Below are 19,711 nucleotides of genomic sequence, written 5' to 3' on the forward strand. Positions count from 1 at the left end.
CCCAAGCCTTGAAGCCGCTAGGGGACCACGCTTATCTTCCAGACCGTCCCGACGACCGAACTTCCTCCAGTACTCCATCCAGCAAGCCGGGAACGTAGCTCCCGCCCAGCACCAATTGTCTGTCGAGAAGTCGATTGGCGGTTTCACAGGATGTCTCACTGACAAGCGAACAGCCATGGCAGGCGGATAAGTTCAGGCTGGACGTGCCTTGCCGATCGCTTTCAATGCAAACAGGGTCGTTCGAGCAGACGTCGGCATCGTCGAGGGCTGCGAGGAGCAGCGGCACTAGCTTGTCAGGATCGCCGAGACGTACGAGTCCTCCGAGCGTGCCTTGGGCATCACCGGCTGCCGTATAGATAAGGATGCCGGCGGTACTGTCAGGACGATCGGAGTGCGCATAAATTCGCTCCTGCAAAGATGCCGAGGAATAGCCGCTGGCATAGGCGAGACGACGAATCAAGAGGTGCGCGATCGTATGCAAAGCGACATAGCGTGGCTCGGGGACGTCAAGTCGATGCGCCCATGGAGTCTCGTTGCGCCTGCTAACGAGAATTCCGGCACGTGCCTGGACTTCTGGTCGGTTTTCCCACTCAGTTAGGAACTCCTCGTCGAACTGAAGGAATATCCCCTCTCCGTACATCTCGATGGCAGGGAAGACGGGCCTTCTCTTGCCGTCGATAGAGAGGTCTGCACTGATCATCTCCGCGTCTCCAGAGTAGCGGCGGAACCCCTTAAGCGCACGAACTTCCCGCACCCTCCTGACTTGTCCAACGGCAGTTAGCCGGGCCGCGAGTGTCGAAGGGACGCCCTGATGACCATTGACGGACCAGCTATCGACTACAAAGTCGCCTTCGCTTCGGTCTCGTCCTGGTTTCTCAAGCTTTCTTAGGAAAGCTGCCCATTCACCGTCCTTCAGATCTAGCAAGATGTCATCGGCGGGCTCGCTGCCACCGGCCGCGACACTTAAGACTTCTTCAGCCGTGATGCTGAGCTCGCCAGCGATCCACCCGGCGATCATCTCTGACTGCGGTCCGCCATTGTCGGCGACGACCTTCTCAAAAAACATGTGATTTCGGATGGCGTCGTCAGCTTCAGCCGAGCGGGGGCGCTCTTCAGGGATATCGAGTGCTGAGATGCGTTCGGCGATATAGTTGCCAGTTGCTCCTCGCTGCACCGCGAAGAGCTTGTGATTGCATGCATTGCCGGGCATCGGGTCCTGCCAGGGCTGGACCCCTTTGCAACGGATGCCGTCGCGGCCGAGTGCGTCCTTGGTTACGAGGTCAGACAGGGGCCTTGAACGCTTGCAACCACCGCACTCCACCCGCAGCGACTTGAGACCTTCGCCGTGCTTGGCAGAACGCACGAACCGAAGCTCCTTGTAGGCACGACAGAAGCGTACGGACTCGGTGACTCCGACGTCATGGCCGCGATGGGTCCACATGAACCAGGGGACGTCCTGTAGGTGACTGCCCTTCTCGCAAACCGCGACATAACGCATTGGGACGAGCGAACCCTCACAGGAGCACTTGTTTGCCCACTTTCCCCTATTTCTTCCCGTCTGCTGCGAAAGCCGCGAGCACCTTTCGCAGAACCTCCAAGATGGAAACCGCCAGTACAAGAGACCGAGCGTATCTTTCCCGGCTCGGCCTGAGTGAGTGGGTGCCTCACAAAGAACGCTCGGTCCCAGCCGCTCTACGAGACGTTCGCAGTGAATCTCAGGAGCGAAACGCTTATCCCACCACGATGTGTCAGGAGCGATGAGCGACTCACCGCGCACGTCCACGATTGAGCCGACACCGAAAGGCGAGACGGTTTCCGACAGCCGCAAGTCATGCTTGATCCGTTCCACTGCTTCCCTCCTCAAAAGGCTCACGTACATCCACGGCCACATTGGGTTCGACAGACCGCATGGAGTCGGCCACCAGCCACCCCTCCCCCGGTTGCCCGAAACGTTTGAACAACGCCCCGTCTGTCGGATTCTTCCGGTCGTAGAGCAATAGCGAGCCTGACTCACGTGCATTTCTCGCACGTCTGTCCCACTCGTTGAGCAGCGTTCTAACCCTCTCGCGCGTGTCGTCCGCTTCGACCTTGTCAGCGCGCTCAACGAGTCCCACGAATCTATCGACTAGCGTGTCGATCGTCCCTCTCAGCACGGCATTCTCCAGATCGAGTTGACCAGCAGCGTCGTTTCCGGCTAGCGGGGGTACCAGATGCCGTACAAGCGCCGCCACGGCGCCAGCCAGCGAGCGCTCACGTGACGCCAGCGACCAGGGCGTCACGCTCGTCGGTTCGACATTGCGGTAAAGCACTTCGTGGTATCCGCGGAAGGTCTCGAAGTGCGAGCGGTCCCGCGCACGGTTAGAGCGAAACAACGTCGTGACGACACCTTGCACCCTGCCGCGCCCGACCCTGCTGGTGGCCTGGATGTACTCGGAGGTCGTTTTAGGCTGACCGACCATAAGCATCAATGCTAGGCGTGGGATGTCAATTCCCACCGACAGCATGTTGGACGACAGTACGATATCGATAGCTTGGTCTGAACTCTCTATACTGCGACTGAGCTCACGCAGATCGTGCGGGAGCTCTTCCGGTCCACGACGGCTGGTGAGTTCGAGCACTCTTCCTGCTCTGACTGTGCGGAGGTCGTGGCCGAGACGCTCCGCTCTGGGTTCAAGGCGCGCGTTGACGTCATCGACAACGAGGGTTCCGGTCCGTCCAAGCTCCCGCAAGCTGTTGTGGTACATAACCGCAGTCCAGTAGGCGTCACGGCTGACACCCGAGCTCCCTAATTTATCGAGCACGGCTGGGATCTCGACCAACGGCGAAGCCGCCGAAACTGTCGCTGACATCTGCGATAGCGCCTGCGGCATCAGCCCAAGGTATAGGCGTCCCTCGCCGCTGCCTACAGGCCGGGAAAAAAACGTCCTGTCGTCGTCAAGCCCCGGCGGGGGATACAAGGCAACCGCTCGTCCATACAAGCCTTGAACCTGGTCATCCGAGGACCTGATCGTGGCAGTCGACGCTACGATCTTTGGCGTCGCCCCGCCAGCGGAGAGCAGTAACTTTATTACCGCGTCAAAGACTGCCACGGTGGTCCCCAGGGGGCCCGACAGCAGGTGCAGCTCGTCCTGGATGATCAAAGACGGCTGGCGAAACGCGGTATTTAGACCGAGCAACCGGCCTGCCTCGGCGCGGAACTGCAGGCGCGCAAACTTGTCGACCGTCGCGAGCAGGATCGTGGGTGGATTTTCATAGAGAACCTCATCCACAACCTCCACCGGAAGCGCATCACTGAACTCGCACGAGCTGTCAGTGCAGTGTATGACAACGTCATGGCCGACAAGTCTGACTCCATACTCGTGTAGCTTTGCAGACCGCGACTTCGGCAGGAGGTCACTAGCGCACCACGGGCAGCTTTCGACCTGGAACTGGTTCGCCTCCTCCGGACGTGCTGCCTTGTGTAGCCTTTCAATGGCCGCCTTGGCATCTCGTCGGGATCCCGGGGTAACCTCATTGCCCACCCAAAGGCCGATCGTGAAGGCCGCCATTCCTTTGACCCTGGGGTCACTGAACTGGCCCGGCCTTCGGAGGAGCTCCATTGCACAGACTAGCGAGGCAGCGCGCTGAAATTGCTGGGAGGTCAGCAGGCGAAGCGTGTAACGGGTCAGTACTGCCGTTCCACCGCCTGCCGGTCCTTCTGCGATTCGCCGGCGGAAGATTTCGATCGCTGCCAGCCCGAGGTAGGCCTCTGTCTTGCCGCCACCAGTGGGGAACCAAATCAAGTCTACGAGCTCGCGTTCGTCGTGGCTCTCATCCACGGTCGAGGCAAGAGCGACCAGCAGGAACCCGAGCTGGAACGGCCGCCAACGTGGCTCCGTCAGTTCAGCACCTCGGTTGAGCTGAGCCTGTCGCATTTGCAGCCGCATGGCCACCATAGCCAGGGCGAACGCCGAGCGGAGATCGGATCGGTCGTCCCGGCGCAAAAGCGCGACGGTCTCGCCCATTCGGCCATGGGCAACCATCGATCGCTCAACAATCCGCCTGGCAACCAAGGCGTCGGAGTCGAACGAACTCACGCGATTTTCTTCCGAAGCAACCCAAGACCCGAAAGCGTCGACGAAGGCGTCCAGAGATGCGAGAACCTCATCCGGCGACCCGTCGAGTCGCGAGAGATGATCGAGACGCAGCGCCTGCGCCTCAGCTGTCGATGCGTCGAAGCCAGTTGTCTCAATAGCTGGCACCACAAAGGAGGGCACGGGTTCGAGCCACACCCGACGGCAGCGTCCATCACGCAATTCCCAATCGGCCGCCATGCCATGCCCGACGGCGTAGACTTTTCGGTCCCGGTACCGGAGCCGAAGCTCGGCCGCCTCATCATCGAGATCCAATGCTCTCGTGGTGTCGTATTCGAGGATCGCCCCTTGTCCCTGTGGGGCGACTGCAAGCGAGACCTGGTAAAGCATATTGACCGCGTCGAGGCGGTCGTCACCAGTCGACTGGCTCAGGACGCGTACATGGACGGTCACAAGAAAGGCGTCGCCAAATGCTCTCCACCGAGATCCAATCTGGACTGGCACGTCGCCGGCCACGTCTTCGTAGTGCGGCTGTTCCTGAGCAAGCTCGAGGCCCTCGAAATGGAATGGCACGCGCCGCCACCGGGGCGGACCATCCTCGTCCAAAGCAGTGTATGTCGCGCCGGTGAGGTCACATCTAACCGCAGAGTCACTAGTGACGAATGAGATTGCAACCGATGACGGCCGCCAATCCTCCGCGATTGGAACGCTAGCCCCCGTCTCCTCCACTTCGCCAGACGAAGAGACGGCTCCGTCGACGTCGACCTCGTCGAAGTCAGGAGCGGCCCCCTCGTCGGCGACTGGAGCGGCACCCTCATGAGGAAAGAGCATGCCGACGGCGTATTGCCTATTAGGTAGGTTCTCGAGAACCTCGTCGTCGCGTCCGTCTGGACCGAGGTAAGCAGATCGCAGGTGCTGCAGCACCAGGCTTTGTGCATGGGTGAGAGTCACCGTGTCACCATCCGCTGTCGAACGAGTTGCTGAAGGCGCCGTTTGTCGTCCTTGGACGCCACAATGTGTAGCGAGACCCGTGCCCGCGTGACGGCAACGTAAAAGCCAGCTAGGCCGGCGTCATCGAGTGGTTCGGGTAGGCCACATACGATGACGTGTTCGGCTTCGAGCCCTTTGGCGGACCTAGGGGTGGTTACGGTGATTCCATCGGCCGCCACGGGCGTCTTGTCGGAGGCAGGGTCAATGAGCCAGATCTCGCTCCGGCGAGCCCCCTCTTGGAGGAGCTGTGCAGCGACGGCCACACCGTCCGAGATTGTGACTTGACTATCCGTTGTATGCCACTGAACTTTTTCACCGTGCACGATTCCCGGATCGCCAACATCAGCGCCCAGGTACTCCTGAACGACGTGCACGATCGCACTCGTGTTCCGCACGTTGAGGTCTAGGTCAACGGCCACGGCCTCGTCAGCAACGAGCGCAGCAACGTCGCCATCGTAGACGCCATCGACGTGCGCCTGGTTGTTCTGGTCGAGAAACATCCGCCAACGCCCGTTGGCTCGACCTCCAACAATCACGCTGTCAATCAAATCCATGGCCTCGGCGGACATCATGTCCTGCGCTTCGTCAATCAGTACCACGTCGTACCGCCCCGCGGTTCCGAGATTCTCGAAGGGGATCACGTCTACTGGCCGGTCGTCGAGATGCGGTGCGAAGTACTGTGCCAAGGCAGGCGACCGGAATGTGACGAGCACGGAACGTCCTTGATCTGCTTCTAGTTTGGCTGCCTCGACCAGGACCATGGATTTCCCCGTCCCCGCACCACCGTAGACGACCATGCGTTGGTTCCTCGCGAGCGCTCCAAGAACTCTTGACTGCCCAGCCGTTGCTCGGTTCTGCTCCTCGATAATCGCCCCGCGTTGCGCGTCAACGACTGGCATTCGCGTGAACTCGCCGAATAGACGAGCCCGAAGGTCTTCCATTCGAGCAACCTTCTGCCCTGCTGGAGCCTGGCGGGCGCCGGCCGCAACTTCATCGAGGGCCGCAGCGAGGTTTGTAGATGTCATGTCGTCACGTGCGAGCCAATGCGTGGGTAGCCATCCGACTGCATCCGGCGGCGTATCGATGTCTGGAGTCACCACGACGGCCTCGTGGGCGAACCATCCCACACCCTGCTCCTTCAGAATGCCTCGAAGCGCGAACCCCGCCGAGCGGGCCTGCTCCATTGGTGAGGTCGCGAGTCTGTGCCAATCCCTGTGCCGGTCAACGGAGTACCAAACACCGTCATGCTTACGGACGCCTCCCCCCTTGACCTCTATCACGACCACGCACCCGCGCCATAAGACCACAAAGTCTGCCTCGGCCTGCTGCTTGTAGGAGTGCGAGCGCAGGTCCACGGAGTAAAAAGCAACTGCGTTCGGATCAGCGTCAATATCACGAAGTAAGCGAGCAACGGATCGCTCGCCCGCACTGGCAGATTTCTTGTCAATGTCTGCCAGGGTTGGTACCAGTATCATCCCTGCTGCTCCTTCCAGAGCTCTTCGTAGTCGTGGTACCCGAGGAAGTCGTTCATCGCACCCCAGTTGTCGGCCACGTCGACAATCAGGCACTCCTCCTTGCCGCCGTTCTCTTTGCCCCGCAGCCCACGACCAGCCATTTGGATGTAAGCGCCCGGGCTGAAGGTGGGGCGCGCAATGTACAGGGCACGCACACCTGGTGCGTCGAATCCCTGCACCAGCAGGTCACAGTTAGCGAGCACTTTGATCTCGCCGTCCTGGAATTCTTTGATAACGTTTCGGCGTTCCTGGCGTCCGGTTTGGCCACTGACTGATGCAGCCTTCACACCGCGATACCGCAATGACGCGGCCAGCACCTGCGCGGACAACACGCTCGGCGTAAATACAAGGATTGGCCACTCCGGATCCTGTTCAAGGATGTGTTCCACCAGGATCCGCATTCGATGCTCATTGCGGCCGAGTTTCTCGTAAACGTTCCGATCGATGAGGCGGCTCGAATTGAGCGTATTGCGTTCCGCGGCGTTGAGATCAACCTCGACGCCGGATGGGAGCACCTCGTGCCTGACCCTTGCGAGCACGCCCAGTTTGACAAGCTCCTTGTACGCGTCGGACTCGAACGCGGTGAGACGATTGGTGCCGAACCTAGCGGCCAGCTCTTTGGTACCACTGTGGTCACCCGCGCGGCCCTTGAATGGGGTTGCGGATAGACCCACCAGAGGTCGTTCCCAGCTGCGTCCATCGACGCCGAGCCACCGCAATATAGCCGTGTAGCGCGTCGAGCCACCCGTGCGATGTGCCTCGTCGATAAAGACGGCGGTCGGCTGGCTGAGCCACTCATAGTCGGGTCGACCCATGATCGCTTCAATCTTGGCGTCGGTAGCGACGACGACAGAGAGCTCGGTGTCAGGCTCTTGGACCGTGTTGGTGTCCCAAAGCCGACCGATGGTAAGAGGGCGCTCATCGCCCAGATACCGCCAGACTGTTTGAAATGTCTGCACTGCTTGCTCGCACAGCTCTGCGGACTGGGCTATCCACAGGATCGTTCCGGACAGCACCTCATCAACGAACAACTTGAGCGCGGTCTCTGTTGCCACACGGGTTTTGCCTGCTCCGGTGGGCAACTCGACCATACCCTTCTGTGCCGGTCCCTCCGCGGACGGCTGGGTCAGAACTCTCCGCAAATCCTCGCTGATCCTCTTTTGGTAGCTGTGAAACTTGTTGAGTCGGACAGCACCGGCGACGACGAACTCTTCAGGACGCGGCCGGTTCCGCTGGCCAGCGAATTCAGGACCGAAGCCCATCTTGCGCACCCACGAAATCGCTGCCGGCGTTCCGGCCCACGCCGATGGGACGTCTGAGAACCCCTCTTCGCGGAAGCGTTCGGCAAGGATCCTCAGCGAGTCCGAGCCGTAGACCGTGAGGAACAGCTCGGCGACGGAAGTGTCCTCACCGACAAGTCCTTGTGCCTCCAATGCCGTCCAGAGGCCGGTCGGCAGCGCGTCCTGCAGATCGTCCGGGCCAATGTACAGATCTAGACGTTCAGCGTCAGACTCGATGGCGCGCGCCTGCAGACGCAGGAGTTCCAGCCTATGGTTGAGGCCTGCCTTAAGCACGGCCAATAGCCTGGCGTTGTCGAGGCGCAGATCGAAGGCCTCATTCACGAAACCTAGGATCTGCCGCGCGTCTGAGTCTCCAGCGACCACAAGTTCAAAACCATCGCGGTGCCAGTTCAATGGCTGATCTTCGACGCCGTCCTCAGTCGTAACGCGCTTTGCGATCAATAAAGCACGGGAAACTTTAGCTGCATACAAATGCACGCCGAACTCGTTCCGCAGTCCGGTGTAAACGTCAAGGATTTTTTGGGAGTCCTGCTGTCCCTCGACAACCATAGAAAAAGAGAAACTATCTTCGAACCTGCGACAGCCGACGACCGCGACCATCTCCTCAACCTGCGAGGGCCCGACGCGCAAGTACGGGCGATGGCGAGCGCCAAGGAAATTCTCCTGCTCGTCTGTCGTAGCAAGGTAAACCGTAGACGGCGCATGCGCCTCTATCGTTTGCCTTACTCGAGCCGGAAGCGTCTTCGGCTTGGCACCCTCCAGCCCGCTCCTGCTCGCGGCCAGGACAAACTCCACAAGGATGTCATCATCTACCCTGGGAAAGAGCTGCCCCTCGAGCATTTCCCGCATGACGTGTGGGGGAACATCGGTAAGTTCGTCCGGAAGGTCAAGCAAATTCAACACTTGATGTGGCCCTTTGTAGAGCGGCAGCAGCCCAGAAAAACGGACTAACGAAGGTGCGATGACATCTCGGAGCGGACGGTAGCCACGGCTCGTGTTTAAGAGCCCCGCTTGCTCAACTGCCCAGCGAACGGGTGATCGCACGGCAAATGTGCGTCCGGTATCGGAGTCCTCCACTACCCACTCGTCTTCGGCGAACGAAAGAAGGGCTGTCGTCCAGTTGGCGCGAACTTGATCTGGAACACCCGCGTCGCGCAGCAGGAAGAGCACCGAGAACGGCCCCGGACCTTCGCTGGGACTCAAATCGATAGTCCTAATTGGCCGCTCGCCCGGCCCCAGTCGTCCGTTAAGCTCGCTGAGCGTTGCTTCGACGTATGCCTCGTAGGCGAGCTCGTCCTCCAACGCAAAGTCCTTCACCGGCTGTTGTACTACTCCCAGTCGGTGGGCGACATCAGGAACGCAGCGAGGCCGATCGAGGAGCCGAGACGTGACGTTCCCTGGTAGCGCAATATCGAGGTCGAGCACTTGTTGAGGCCAAGCCCAACCGCCGTCACGGGTCGGTACCTTGATCGAAGCTCGTGACGAAGCCATCAGTTTCGCGGCGGCAGGAACCGCGACAGACAAAACGGCGTCCCATAGTTTGACGAGGTCATCGTCGCTAGGCTCCACCGGAAGCGTCGCCAGTCGTGCGTTGAGAATCGCTTCAGGGTCGAGGTCACGAAACCCGCGGCCGCGGAGAAGCATCTCGATGCCTTCCTCGGCCAGGAATGCGGCGTCGACGAAAACAGCTCCTTCGATTTCAAGGTCTGCTTCGCGGTGGAGGAACACGACGTCCTTATCGGCCAGTGCTCGCATGCCTTCTGACGTAGGAATCACGTTTGCGTTCGCGATGTCATCAAGACCAGGATTCTTAGTTACGGTGCGGAACGCATTGGCTGCCGATTTTGCGTCATTGCCCTCGGCCCACTCCCGCAGCCACGTCAAAAGACCCCGCTTCGGCATGTGCTCCAGCGCTAGCTTAGTGTCACGCGCACTCGGCTCCAGACTAGGGCTGGTGGCGTATAGGAGAAGATCCCTCAAACGGGTAGCGCGAGTCGGTGTCGAGTAACAGCGCCAGTGAGGGACATCGCTGCCCGTATTCGGCGACATGATCCAGCCCTGATGTACCGGCTCCTCGAAGCGCACTGTTAGGTCTAGCGGACGGAGCGAAGCACCATTGCAAAGTTGGGCATTAGCATTTGGAATCAGATCACCCGCTCCCGCCAGTCGCAGTACATGCGCTGACAAGTTCTCGTCGCCAAAGCCGTGGCTTTCCTGGCCACGGCCACGCGCGGGCATGTAATCCAGATGTGCCGCCGGGTCTGTTTCCGTCCTGAGTTGAGGCAGCAGACCTACGAATATCTCCGCAAGCGTTCCAAGCATTTCCCGGTTGTACTCGTTCTTGAGCAAAGTGGTTCGGTCATCGTTTACGCTCCAAGGAGCATTGAACAGCCCCGATGCTGATGTCGTATCCTGCAGCTGGAAGTAGGACCAGAACTGTCCAATCCTCAGCGTGTTCTGCTGAGCTGGTAGCGCGACCGTTACTTTCACTTCCGCACGCGATACAGCTTCTCCGACAAGTTTTCTCGCCGCGGCTGAAGGAGCGTGCATCCGGCTCCCGACAATCCATTCGCTGCCTTCGCCCGAGGGGCCTTCAATTCTTAGGACTCCCCCGCCCAGGTCGCGAGAGACGTGGCTTGTCTCAAAGGGATCCGGGCCTACCACTCGAAGCTTCACTTCCCGAACAGCTTCAACAAAAAGAAGAAACTCCGAGCTGAAGTTCTCAATTTCCTCGCGGAGGTGTTCGAGGTTGGACGCATATGGGAGCTTTACGACCGTCGACGCCCACACTCCCAGCTCGGCTAGGATCGGATCTGCCTGAATTTCTTTTTCAGCATCGAGAATAGTTGCCGTGCGTAAGATCGGAAACCGTTGCCCAGGCGCGATTCCGGCAAGGGCTTCCCGTGCCTGTGTTGAATTGAACTCGAATGAGATCGAGCGGCTAAAAACCTGTGGCGAGTCACTGACGCTAAGGACCGACTTGAACCCGAGCCCGAAGCGGCCAATCTCATCCCCTCGCTTTCCACTGAGGTGTGCGTGCGTGATGGCGATCAATCCAGACTTGGAAAATGGGCGTCCGGAGTTGGCGCAGTATAGTGTGCTCGAAGAAGAATCGAGCACAATCTCGACTCTTCCGAGGCTACTCAGTCCGCCATCATCCGAACCAGCCATCGCATCGGCCGCGTTCTGAACAAGCTCGAGAAGTGTCCGGTTCGCGTATCCCCCCGTACGTATCGACTCCTCGTGGTTAACATGCTCAGCGATCAGCGTCGGCTTCGCGTCGTAGGCTGCTACCGCACTTTGGAACTGCTCGTTGATTTCTCGAACAAGAACTTCGTCTGCAACCCATTCGGCAGTTGTTATTGCCATTTATTCCCCCAACCTTGCTGGTGCTCCCTCGCACCGAATCGACCATGGCAACTTAAACAGGCGCGGAATTCCTGCCCGTGGAGTCGCTACAGTTACCTGGCCATCTGCTTAGCCAAAGGTGTTGGTGTCGATCGTAATTCCTTCTGTACCAGGCAGCCCAGCGGACACAAAATACTGTCCTAACGCTGCCCCATTCTTGAGCTGATCTTGATCTTCGATGCCCTTCCAGCGGGAAAATCCTCGCCACTACGCAATCAGGCTGGACGTGGAAGCGCCGTGAAGCCGTTCGGCTCTAGGAGGCAACTCGCGTCGAGATTACCTCTCAGAGGAAACCAGGCGGAGTCATTTCCAAAGTTGTATACACGCACCAGGTAGTAGATGTCCGGGTGCTCCCTAGACACTTTCAGTTCATTGCTGGTGACAAAGAAAGGCGTCTCCGCGCGAGATCTTGTGGTCTTCACTTCGATAAGCTTTTCTCTGCCGTTCTCTTCAAACGACAGTATGTCGTAGCCGTCCCCGTCACCTCGCGACTCGCTGACGTGGTCAATCCGACGAGCTAAATTGGCTTTGCCTGCTTTGACTAGCCTCCGGTATTCGAGATCGACTACGGCGAGCTCTCCTGCAAGCCCGAGCGGGCGATTTCTTGCCTCAATTGCTGCGTAGTCGGGGCGGGCTGTGTGAACACTAGCCCCATTGGATGATTGCGGGACAATGATCGAAGGAACGCTGGCACCATCGAAATCAAGGGCACCGATGGGGCTGGTCCCGGGTACTCGCAAGGCTTCGGCCAGGACAAGCTCGATGATAGATGGCCTTGACGCCAACTGGCGCTGAACTTCAGGGACTAAGGTCTGTTGATAGTTCTGGGCTGGCTGGTAACCGCGGATTGGCCGCAGGCCAAGCTTCATTAGCACGGCTGAAATGTTCTGGTACTTGAACTCAATAGCTGACTCGGAGCGATTCGAGAGCCGAGGCAAAAGCGCCTTTCTGAAATGGCTCTTTACGTAGGATTGCCCTGACACTTCCAGCTGCAACATGTCCAAGTAGCTCCGTACGGTCATCGCCACTTCCGTCTCAGACCAATCCGTCGGTTTCCCTGCCACGCTGCCCCCAGTCTTTTCATCCTTATGTTGTTGCGGTCAGGCTACATCACGTCATTGTCCTTGAGCAGTTCAGCTTCAAAGCTAAGGTGCGGCCTAGCTTCTCGTTCCACGCTCCAGCGGAAAGTCGTCCTGCGAAACGTAGACAGTGCCTGCCAGCGGCTTGGTCCACGCCACTCAAACGTTGCCATACACCGAGGAGGGCACCTCCGGCCAGACCGGACGCGCCCTCCTTACGGCTATGCCGAAAGTCGTACTCTTGACTTTTCAGTCGATAAGTACGGACTGCCTGATATCGTTCGAAGACACTTGAATGCGGTCGGCAACCTTGCCCGAACGGTGGTGCAGCCAGTTCGCCACCGCCAGGAGCACAACGAGTCCGAACGTGCTCAGGAGCTGGGGGCGTGAATCCTCGCCGATGAAGCCCACCGTGAAGATTGCCGCGAGGATCAGCAGGCCAAGGGAAGTGAGCCACGGGAAGCCGGGCATCCGCAGCGGAAGCTCCGTTCCCTCGGCGTCGGCGCGGAGGCGCAGCGCGAGCTGGGCCAGGAGCGCGGACGTCCACACCAGCAGGCACGTCGAACCAACAATGTTCAGCAGGACGCCAAGCACCATCTCGGGGAAGGCCATCTCCAGCACCACCGTGACGATGCCGAAGGCGACGCTGGCCAGGACCGCGACCACCGGAACCCGGGCCTTGGACGCGGAAGCGAGCATGCGTGGTGCCTCACCCCGCTCGGCCAGGGAGTACGCCATCCGGGAGGCACCGTAGAGGTTGGCGTTAAGGGCGGAGAGCAGTGCCGCCACGGCCACCAGGGTGATGACGGTACCGGCGCCGGGCATCCCGGCAGCTTCCAGCACCGCGGCGAACGGGCTCTTCAGCCCCTGCGAACCCACGGGAACCACGGCCGCAATCACGAAGATCGCGCCAATGTAGAACACCAGAATGCGCCACAGCACGGTGCGCACTGCCTTCTTCATGCTGCGGGCCGGCTCCGCCGTCTCGGCTGCCGCGACTGACACGATCTCGGTGCCGCCGAACGCGAACGCCACAACGAACAAAGCAGTGGCAATGCCGCCGAAACCGCTGGGTGCGAAGCCTTCATGGGTAAAGTTGGCCAGGCCCGGAGACTGCACGCCCGGCAGCCAGCCGAAGAGCAGGGCTGCGCCCACCAGGAGGAACCCGACGATCGCTGCCACCTTGAGCAGGGCGAACCAGAACTCGAACTCGCCAAAGTTTTTCACACTGGTGAGGTTCACAGCGGTGAGCACCACGATGAACACGAAGGCCATCAGCCACACTGGCAGGGCGGGGAAGATCGTGGCCAGCAGGCCCGCAGCTCCGAGCGCTTCGGCCGCGATCACCACCACGAGCTGCAGCCACCAGAGCCAGCCCACCGTGGCGCCAGCCACCGGCCCGTACGCCTTGGCTGTATAGACGGAGAACGCGCCGCTGTCCGGGTTCGCGGCCGCCATCACACCAAGCGCCCACATCACCAGGATGATGAGCGTGCCGGCCACGAGATAGGAGATGAGCACCGCCGGGCCTGCAGCCTGGATGCCCCGCGCCGGAGCCGATGAACAGGCCCGCGCCAATGGCGCTTCCCAGGCCCATCATGGTCAGCTGGCGGGGTTTGAGGGCCGCGCCGAGGGCGCGGGCAGACGTCGTTGTCTGTTGTTCCATGGAGATTCCTCTGATTAGTAGGTGGAACGGATTGGGTTTTAGAGCAGGTAGTTCAGGCCGTGTGGGCTTCCAAGATCCGGAGCACGCGGTCGATGGAGGCGGGATCGGCAACGGTGATCCGCACGCCGTCGCCCTGGTACGCCCGGACCATGATGCCTGCGCCGTCGAACGCGTCCACCAGCGTCGCCAGGAGGCGGTCATCAGCACGGATCCACAGGAAGTTGCCCTGGCTCGCCTGCAACTTCCAACCCTGGGCTTCCAGCTGCGCGGCCATCCGGACGCGTTCCCGCCTGACGGCGGCGACCCGGATTTCCATCTCCTTCCCGGCGTCCAGCGACGCGATGGCTGCCTTCTGGGCCAGCGCGCTCACGGCGAAGGGCAGGGCGGTGCGGCGCAGCCCTTCAGCAATGTCCGGGGCCGCCACGGCGTAGCCCACGCGCAGGCCGGCGAGTCCATAGGCCTTGGAGAAGGTGCGCAGGATGCAGACGTTCGGGTACCGGCGGTAGAGCGCCAGGGAATCGGGGCCGCTGCCGGCGTCGGCGTATTCCACGTAGGCTTCGTCGATCACCACGAGGACGTCGGAGCGGACAGTGCGCAGGAAGGCATCAATGCGCTCATGGCTGATCGGCATGCCGGTGGGGTTGTTGGGGGTGCATAGCAGGATCACCTTGGTGCGGGCAGTGATGGCCGCAGCCATCGCCTCGAGGTCGTGGCCCTCGCCGTCGTCCAGCGGGATGCGGACCGGCCGGGCTCCTGCCAGTTCAACCAGGATGGGGTAGGCCTCGAACGAGCGCCACGCGAAGACCACTTCATCCCCGGCGTCGCACAGGCCGGTGATGATCTGCTGGAGGACGCCCACGCTGCCGGGCCCCACTGCGATCTCCCCGGCGGTGACGCCGAGGTGCCGGGCGAGCCGTTCGCGGAGTTCGACGGCGGCACTGTCGGGGTAGCGGTTCATCCTGCCGGCCGCTTCAGTCACCGCGGCGGTGGCAGCGGGCAGCGGCTCGTAGTGGCTTTCATTGCTGGCGAGGGCTGCGATGTCCGCGCCGCCGCTGCGCCGGCCCGGGACGTAGGACGGAAGTCCGGTGACCGCGCTTCTAAGAGTGGGAAGTGCGGTTTCCGGTTTGGCCAGGAGTTGATCACGGGTCATGGGGACCGATCATGGTTGTGACCCCGCCCACATTGCAAGATACGCTTTAGCCATTGGGACTTCTGCTCAACTTCTACTGTGTGTGGTGAAAATATGACCATCGCGAACTCTCGCACCCTCGATTCCCTCGACGGCCGGATCATCCTGGCACTCGACAACGATCCGGAAGCCAGCGCCCTGGCACTCTCGCGGACGCTCGGCGTCGCACGGAACACTGTCCATGCCCGGCTGGCACGGTTGGAGCGCAGCGGCGCCCTCCGCTCCTTCAGCCGGAGGTTGGACCCCGCCGCGCTTGGCTACGAGCTGATGGCGTTCCTCTCGTTGGCCATCAGCCAGACGCGCGCGGGCTCAGTGGAAAACAGTCTCGCGGCGATCCCGGAGGTCATCGAGGTGCATGCCACTACCGGCGATGCGGACCTCATGGCCAAGGTGGTGGCGCGCGGCACCGAAGACCTGTACCGCATCACTAACCAGATCCTTGAAATCGACGGGATCCAACGGACTAGCACAGCGATCTCCGTCATGGAACTCATGCCACCCCGCTACGACGGCCTCCTTGCCAGACTGTCGGAGCAGGAATCCCGCCCTTCGAACTAGGAGGGGGTGACGCGAACCACAAGTGGGCATATTTGCAGTTCTCTCATCCCCTACTGCCAAATAGCCCAGAAGAAATGGGCTCTATTGCTTATCTGAGGCCTTGGTTCACAAGATTCCTGCATGACTTCACTTACCGTCTCCGGCCGCGTGGCACAGGTTCTCAGCAGCTATCTCACCGATGTCTTCGGCGTCATGGGCAACGGAAACGTCTACTTCCTGGACGCCGCGGAAAAGCTGGGCCTCCGCTTCTCCCCCGTCCGCCATGAAGGCGCCGCCATCGCCGCGGCCGACGCCTATTACCGGACGTCAGGACGTCTCGCAGCGGGCACCACCACCTACGGCCCCGGCTACACCAACGCACTCACCGCACTCGCCGAAGCGGTCCAGGCGCAAATCCCCGTCGTGCTGGTCACCGGGGACGCTCCGAGCAGCGGCGTCCGGCCCTGGGACGTGGACCAGGCGGCCATCGCCGCGGGCCTCGGCGCGGCGACCTTCACCGTCACCCGCGACGCCGCGGGCTCCATCACGCAGCAGGCGGTGGAATACGCGCTCACCAAGCGGACCGCCGTCGTGATTGCCATTCCCTACGACCTCGCGGCCCTCGAGGCTGCGGACGAGGAACTTCCGGTGCCGTCGGCACCTCAGGTGACGGACGACGTCGACGGCGGCCTTGGGCAGGTAGCCCGGCTGCTCGCCGGGGCGAAGCGGCCGCTGATCCTCGCCGGCCGCGGTGCGCATCTCGCCGGCGCAGGCCCGGAACTCCGGGAGCTCGCCGACCGCCTGGGCGCGCTGACCGCCGGAACGGCCCTGGCGCTCAACCTCCTCCAGGGCGAGGGATACCTCGGCGTCGCGGGCGGCTTCGGCACGGACACCGCGGCCGGGCTCATGGGTGAGGCCGATGTGGTCCTCGTGGCCGGGGCAAGCCTGAGCCCCTTCACCATGCGGTTCGGACACCTGCTCGGCCCGGACAGCACAGTTATCCAGATCGACGCCGCCCTGCAGCCGACGCACCCCCGGGTGGACCTGTTCGTCAGCGCGGACGCGAAGTCTGCCGCGGGAAGCATCCTCCGGATGCTGGATGGCCCGGCCTCGCCGGAAACCAACCGGGCAGAAGCCTGGCGCGCGGAAGCCCGCAGGCGTCTGGCCGAAGGACCGGCGCACCACCCAGGCTCCGCCGAGACGCCGGACGGACGGCTGGACCCGCGCTTTCTTGCCATAGCCCTGGATGCCATGCTGCCGGAGCGCCGCACGGTGGTCCAGGACGGAGGGCACTTCATGGGCTGGGCACCCATGTATTGGCGGATCCCGCGGCCGCAGGACCTAGTCATGGTGGGGACCGCTTACCAGACCATCGGGCTCGGCCTTGCCAGCGCCGTCGGGGCAGCCCGGGCAGTGGAGGACGGCCGCACGCTGGTGCTGGCCTCCGGTGACGGCGGTTTCCTGATGGGCCTGTCCGACCTCGAATCGCTCATCGCCGCGGCAAGCAGCGCCGTCGTCGTGATCTACAACGACGCCGCCTACGGGGCCGAAATCCATCAGTACGGCTCCGGTGGCCTGACCGAAAAGCCCATGCTGATCCCCGAGGTGGACTTCAGCGGCATCGCCCGGGCGCTTGGTGCCGAGTCGGCGGTCATCCGCTCGCTTGCGGACCTTTCCGCGCTTCAGGACTGGATCGACGACGGCGCCAAGGGCACCTTCGTGGCGGATTGCCGGATCACGTCAAGCGTGCGGGCGCCCTGGCTGAGCGAGTGGATGAATGCCAAGCAGGCCGCGAAGGCGGCGGTGGCCGGCTGAGTGCGGACCATCGAGAATCGCTGCTTTCTGCGCCGGCCCGCACAATTGTTGACTACGCTCAGCCAAGTGCCGCCGTCGTGCGTGCTCGCTGCAGCAAGACTCGGCCACCTACTCTCCGCGGGCCAGTACGCCACCTTGAGCTAAGGAGCAGGCGGTGGCGGATCTGCTGGCCGCTCCGCCCGCCAGGGGCTCCTCCACCCCGCAGCATCCCAGCCGTCCATGATGTAGATCCGCTCGTGTGCGACCCGGTCATCCCGGAACTCGAGCAGGTTGACTGTGTACATCCACGGCGCACCGTCGTAGCTGATCAGGTTCTCGACAACCACCAGGTCTTGGCGGTGGGTGATCCGTCGGGTGTGGAACTTGAGTTCCGCCGGGTACTGCCGCCGCCATTCGCGGAAGTTCTCCACGCCTTCGAACCGCTCGCCGGACTGGGGAAACTCAAGCACCGCGTCGTCATGGTAGATCTCGTGGGCGATGTCCTCATCCTTGCCGGAGTACTCCCAGTGACGCCGCAGCGCCTGCAAAAGGTCTGTCTCGTCGAGCATCATTCACCTCCGGGCCGAGCGGCGGGTGAAGACCAAATGGACCACCCCTTGCGGAGAAGGGGTCGCTTCAATGTCGAAGCGTTCTTCGAGTCCCTCGAGTCCGTCCCAGAGCCGTTCGCCCCGGCCCAGCACGATCGGCACGAGGACGATATGCATGTGGTCGATCAGGTCGGCCTCGAGGAACTGCCGCACCGTGCTGGCGCCGCCGCCGATCCGAATGTCCTGGCCGCCGGCCAGTCCACGCGCCTGCTCAAGCGCGGAGGCGGGGTCCGCGTCAACAAAATGGAAGGTCGTTCCACCTGCCATTTCGAGTACCGGCCGGGGATGGTGTGTCAGGACGACCACAGGGGTGTGGAACACAGGGTTGTCGCCCCACCACCCCTTCCACTCCTCGTTCTCCCAAGGACCGCGTTGAGGGCCGAACTTGTTGCGCCCCATGATTTCGGCGCCGACCCCTGGTCCCCACTGGCTGGCGAACGCCTCGTCGACGCCGAAGGATCCTTCCGATTCCCCATGGATGCCCATCGCGCGGAAGGTCCGCGTCTCAAAGGCCCACTCCAGCAGCCGCGTGCCTGCGTGGCCGAACGGCGCGTCCAGTAGCTGGCCCTCACCGGTACCGAAGCCGTCGAGGGAGACCGAGAAGTTATGCACGCGGACAAGGGACATGCCGTCTCTCCTGAAGTGTCGTAGGCAGTCACTGTATGGCGATCAGTCCCAACCGCTCAAGCCCCATGCCCGGCGTACCCCGAAACCATGGAAAGGGCGACGGCGGCACTCACCCGGGCGCCGCCGTCGCGGGCTTGAATCTCTCCCCAGCTCCCGAGAGCAGGCACCGAGCGGTCCAGGAACGGCATGATGGCGTACTGCTGGCGTCATCCTGGTGGGCTGTTGCCCCGGCGGCACTGCTTCCAACGTGGTGTCCTACCTGGCAAAGGGCGACGTCGCCCTGTCCGTCGCGATGACCACCGTCTCAACGCTGATCGCCCCGCTGCTGACCCCGGTGCTGGCACTGTGGCTGGCCGGCCAGTACATGCCGGTGGACGCCGGTTCCATGGCGTGGTCCATCGTCCAGATCGTGCTGTTCCCTGTGCTGCTGGGACTTGTCATCCGGCTCTTCCTGCCCCACCTCATCGACAGGGCCCTACCTGCCCTGCCCTGGATTTCGGTCCTCGCCATCACCACCGTGGTGGTTGCAGTGGTCTCCGGAAGCGCCAAGGCGATCTTCGCGGCCGGACTGCTGGTTCTCGCCGCCGTCATCCTGCACAACGGCCTCGGCTATGCCCTCGGTTACGCGGCCGCCCGGCTGTGCCGGCTGCCGATTCCTTCCCGGCGCACCACTGCCATTGAAGTCGGCATGCAGAACTCGGGCCTGGCAGCAGGGCTGGCACGGCAGTACCTGACCCCCGAAGCGGCCCTGCCCGGCGCCATCTTCTCCGTCTGGCACAACGTTTCCGGCGCAGTTCTGGCGGCTTACTGGCGCCGCCGCAGCAGCCCTGCCCTGCGCGACGGCGAGCAAGTTCCGGCGGCAATCACTAGTAGGCGCACCTCGGGCCTGCGGCCGCCGTCGTACATTACGACGGCGGCCCGTCAC

10 protein-coding genes and 2 pseudogenes are annotated in these 19,711 nt (G+C 62.0%); 3 read left to right on the top strand and 9 right to left on the bottom strand.

Annotated features, from left to right (window positions below; all coding sequences use genetic code 11):
- Positions 1 to 31 precede the first annotated feature (31 nt).
- The 7 genes and pseudogenes from drmB to hisC form a co-directional block, all read right to left on the bottom strand.
- Positions 32 to 1,891 carry a DrmB family protein gene (drmB, locus tag M1E01_RS14730; protein ID WP_457972305.1) on the bottom strand — a complete coding sequence of 620 codons (1,860 nt, stop codon included), beginning with the start codon at positions 1,889 to 1,891 and terminating at the stop codon, positions 32 to 34.
- Positions 1,830 to 5,024 (bottom strand): helicase-related protein, encoded by a 3,195-nt coding sequence (locus tag M1E01_RS14735; RefSeq protein ID WP_457972306.1) that lies wholly within the window; start codon positions 5,022 to 5,024, stop codon positions 1,830 to 1,832. The genes drmB and M1E01_RS14735 overlap by 62 nt, the downstream gene beginning before the upstream one ends.
- Positions 5,021 to 6,538, bottom strand: a complete 1,518-nt coding sequence (locus tag M1E01_RS14740; protein WP_457972307.1) for an NERD domain-containing protein — start codon at positions 6,536 to 6,538, stop codon at positions 5,021 to 5,023. Before M1E01_RS14740 ends, M1E01_RS14735 begins: the two co-directional genes overlap by 4 nt.
- Complete coding sequence (locus M1E01_RS14745; RefSeq protein ID WP_457972308.1) at positions 6,535 to 11,247, bottom strand: sacsin N-terminal ATP-binding-like domain-containing protein; 4,713 nt, start codon at positions 11,245 to 11,247, stop codon at positions 6,535 to 6,537. Before M1E01_RS14745 ends, M1E01_RS14740 begins: the two co-directional genes overlap by 4 nt.
- 254 nt (positions 11,248 to 11,501) lie before the next feature.
- Positions 11,502 to 12,350 carry a DUF3883 domain-containing protein gene (locus tag M1E01_RS14750; protein ID WP_457972309.1) on the bottom strand — a complete coding sequence of 283 codons (849 nt, stop codon included), beginning with the start codon at positions 12,348 to 12,350 and terminating at the stop codon, positions 11,502 to 11,504.
- A gap of 264 nt (positions 12,351 to 12,614) precedes the next feature.
- Positions 12,615 to 14,031, bottom strand: a pseudogene (locus tag M1E01_RS14755) (amino acid permease).
- Between the two features lie 52 nt (positions 14,032 to 14,083).
- A complete protein-coding gene (gene hisC / locus M1E01_RS14760) occupies positions 14,084 to 15,181 on the bottom strand; it encodes a histidinol-phosphate transaminase (protein WP_457972310.1) in 1,098 nt (365 codons plus the stop codon).
- Positions 15,182 to 15,274: 93 nt separating this feature from the next.
- Between hisC and M1E01_RS14765 the strand changes: the two genes are divergently transcribed.
- Both M1E01_RS14765 and M1E01_RS14770 read left to right on the top strand, forming a co-directional pair.
- Positions 15,275 to 15,778 carry an Lrp/AsnC family transcriptional regulator gene (locus tag M1E01_RS14765; RefSeq protein WP_457972311.1) on the top strand — a complete coding sequence of 168 codons (504 nt, stop codon included), beginning with the start codon at positions 15,275 to 15,277 and terminating at the stop codon, positions 15,776 to 15,778.
- Positions 15,779 to 15,898: 120 nt separating this feature from the next.
- Positions 15,899 to 17,572 (top strand): thiamine pyrophosphate-binding protein, encoded by a 1,674-nt coding sequence (locus M1E01_RS14770; protein WP_457972312.1) that lies wholly within the window; start codon positions 15,899 to 15,901, stop codon positions 17,570 to 17,572.
- A 140-nt stretch (positions 17,573 to 17,712) separates the two neighbouring features.
- Here the strand turns inward: M1E01_RS14770 and M1E01_RS14775 are convergent, their stop codons facing one another.
- Both M1E01_RS14775 and M1E01_RS14780 read right to left on the bottom strand, forming a co-directional pair.
- Positions 17,713 to 18,123 carry a nuclear transport factor 2 family protein gene (locus M1E01_RS14775; protein ID WP_457972313.1) on the bottom strand — a complete coding sequence of 137 codons (411 nt, stop codon included), beginning with the start codon at positions 18,121 to 18,123 and terminating at the stop codon, positions 17,713 to 17,715.
- Positions 18,124 to 18,786: a dihydrofolate reductase family protein gene (locus M1E01_RS14780; RefSeq protein WP_457972314.1), complete on the bottom strand. Its 663-nt coding sequence runs from the start codon at positions 18,784 to 18,786 to the stop codon at positions 18,124 to 18,126.
- 199 nt (positions 18,787 to 18,985) lie between these two features.
- Here M1E01_RS14780 and M1E01_RS14785 point away from each other — a divergent pair.
- Positions 18,986 to 19,624: pseudogene (locus M1E01_RS14785) on the top strand (bile acid:sodium symporter family protein); the annotation flags it as partial.
- Between the last annotated feature and the right edge of the window lie 87 nt (positions 19,625 to 19,711).

This window comes from Arthrobacter sp. D1-17 (genome assembly GCF_054130535.1).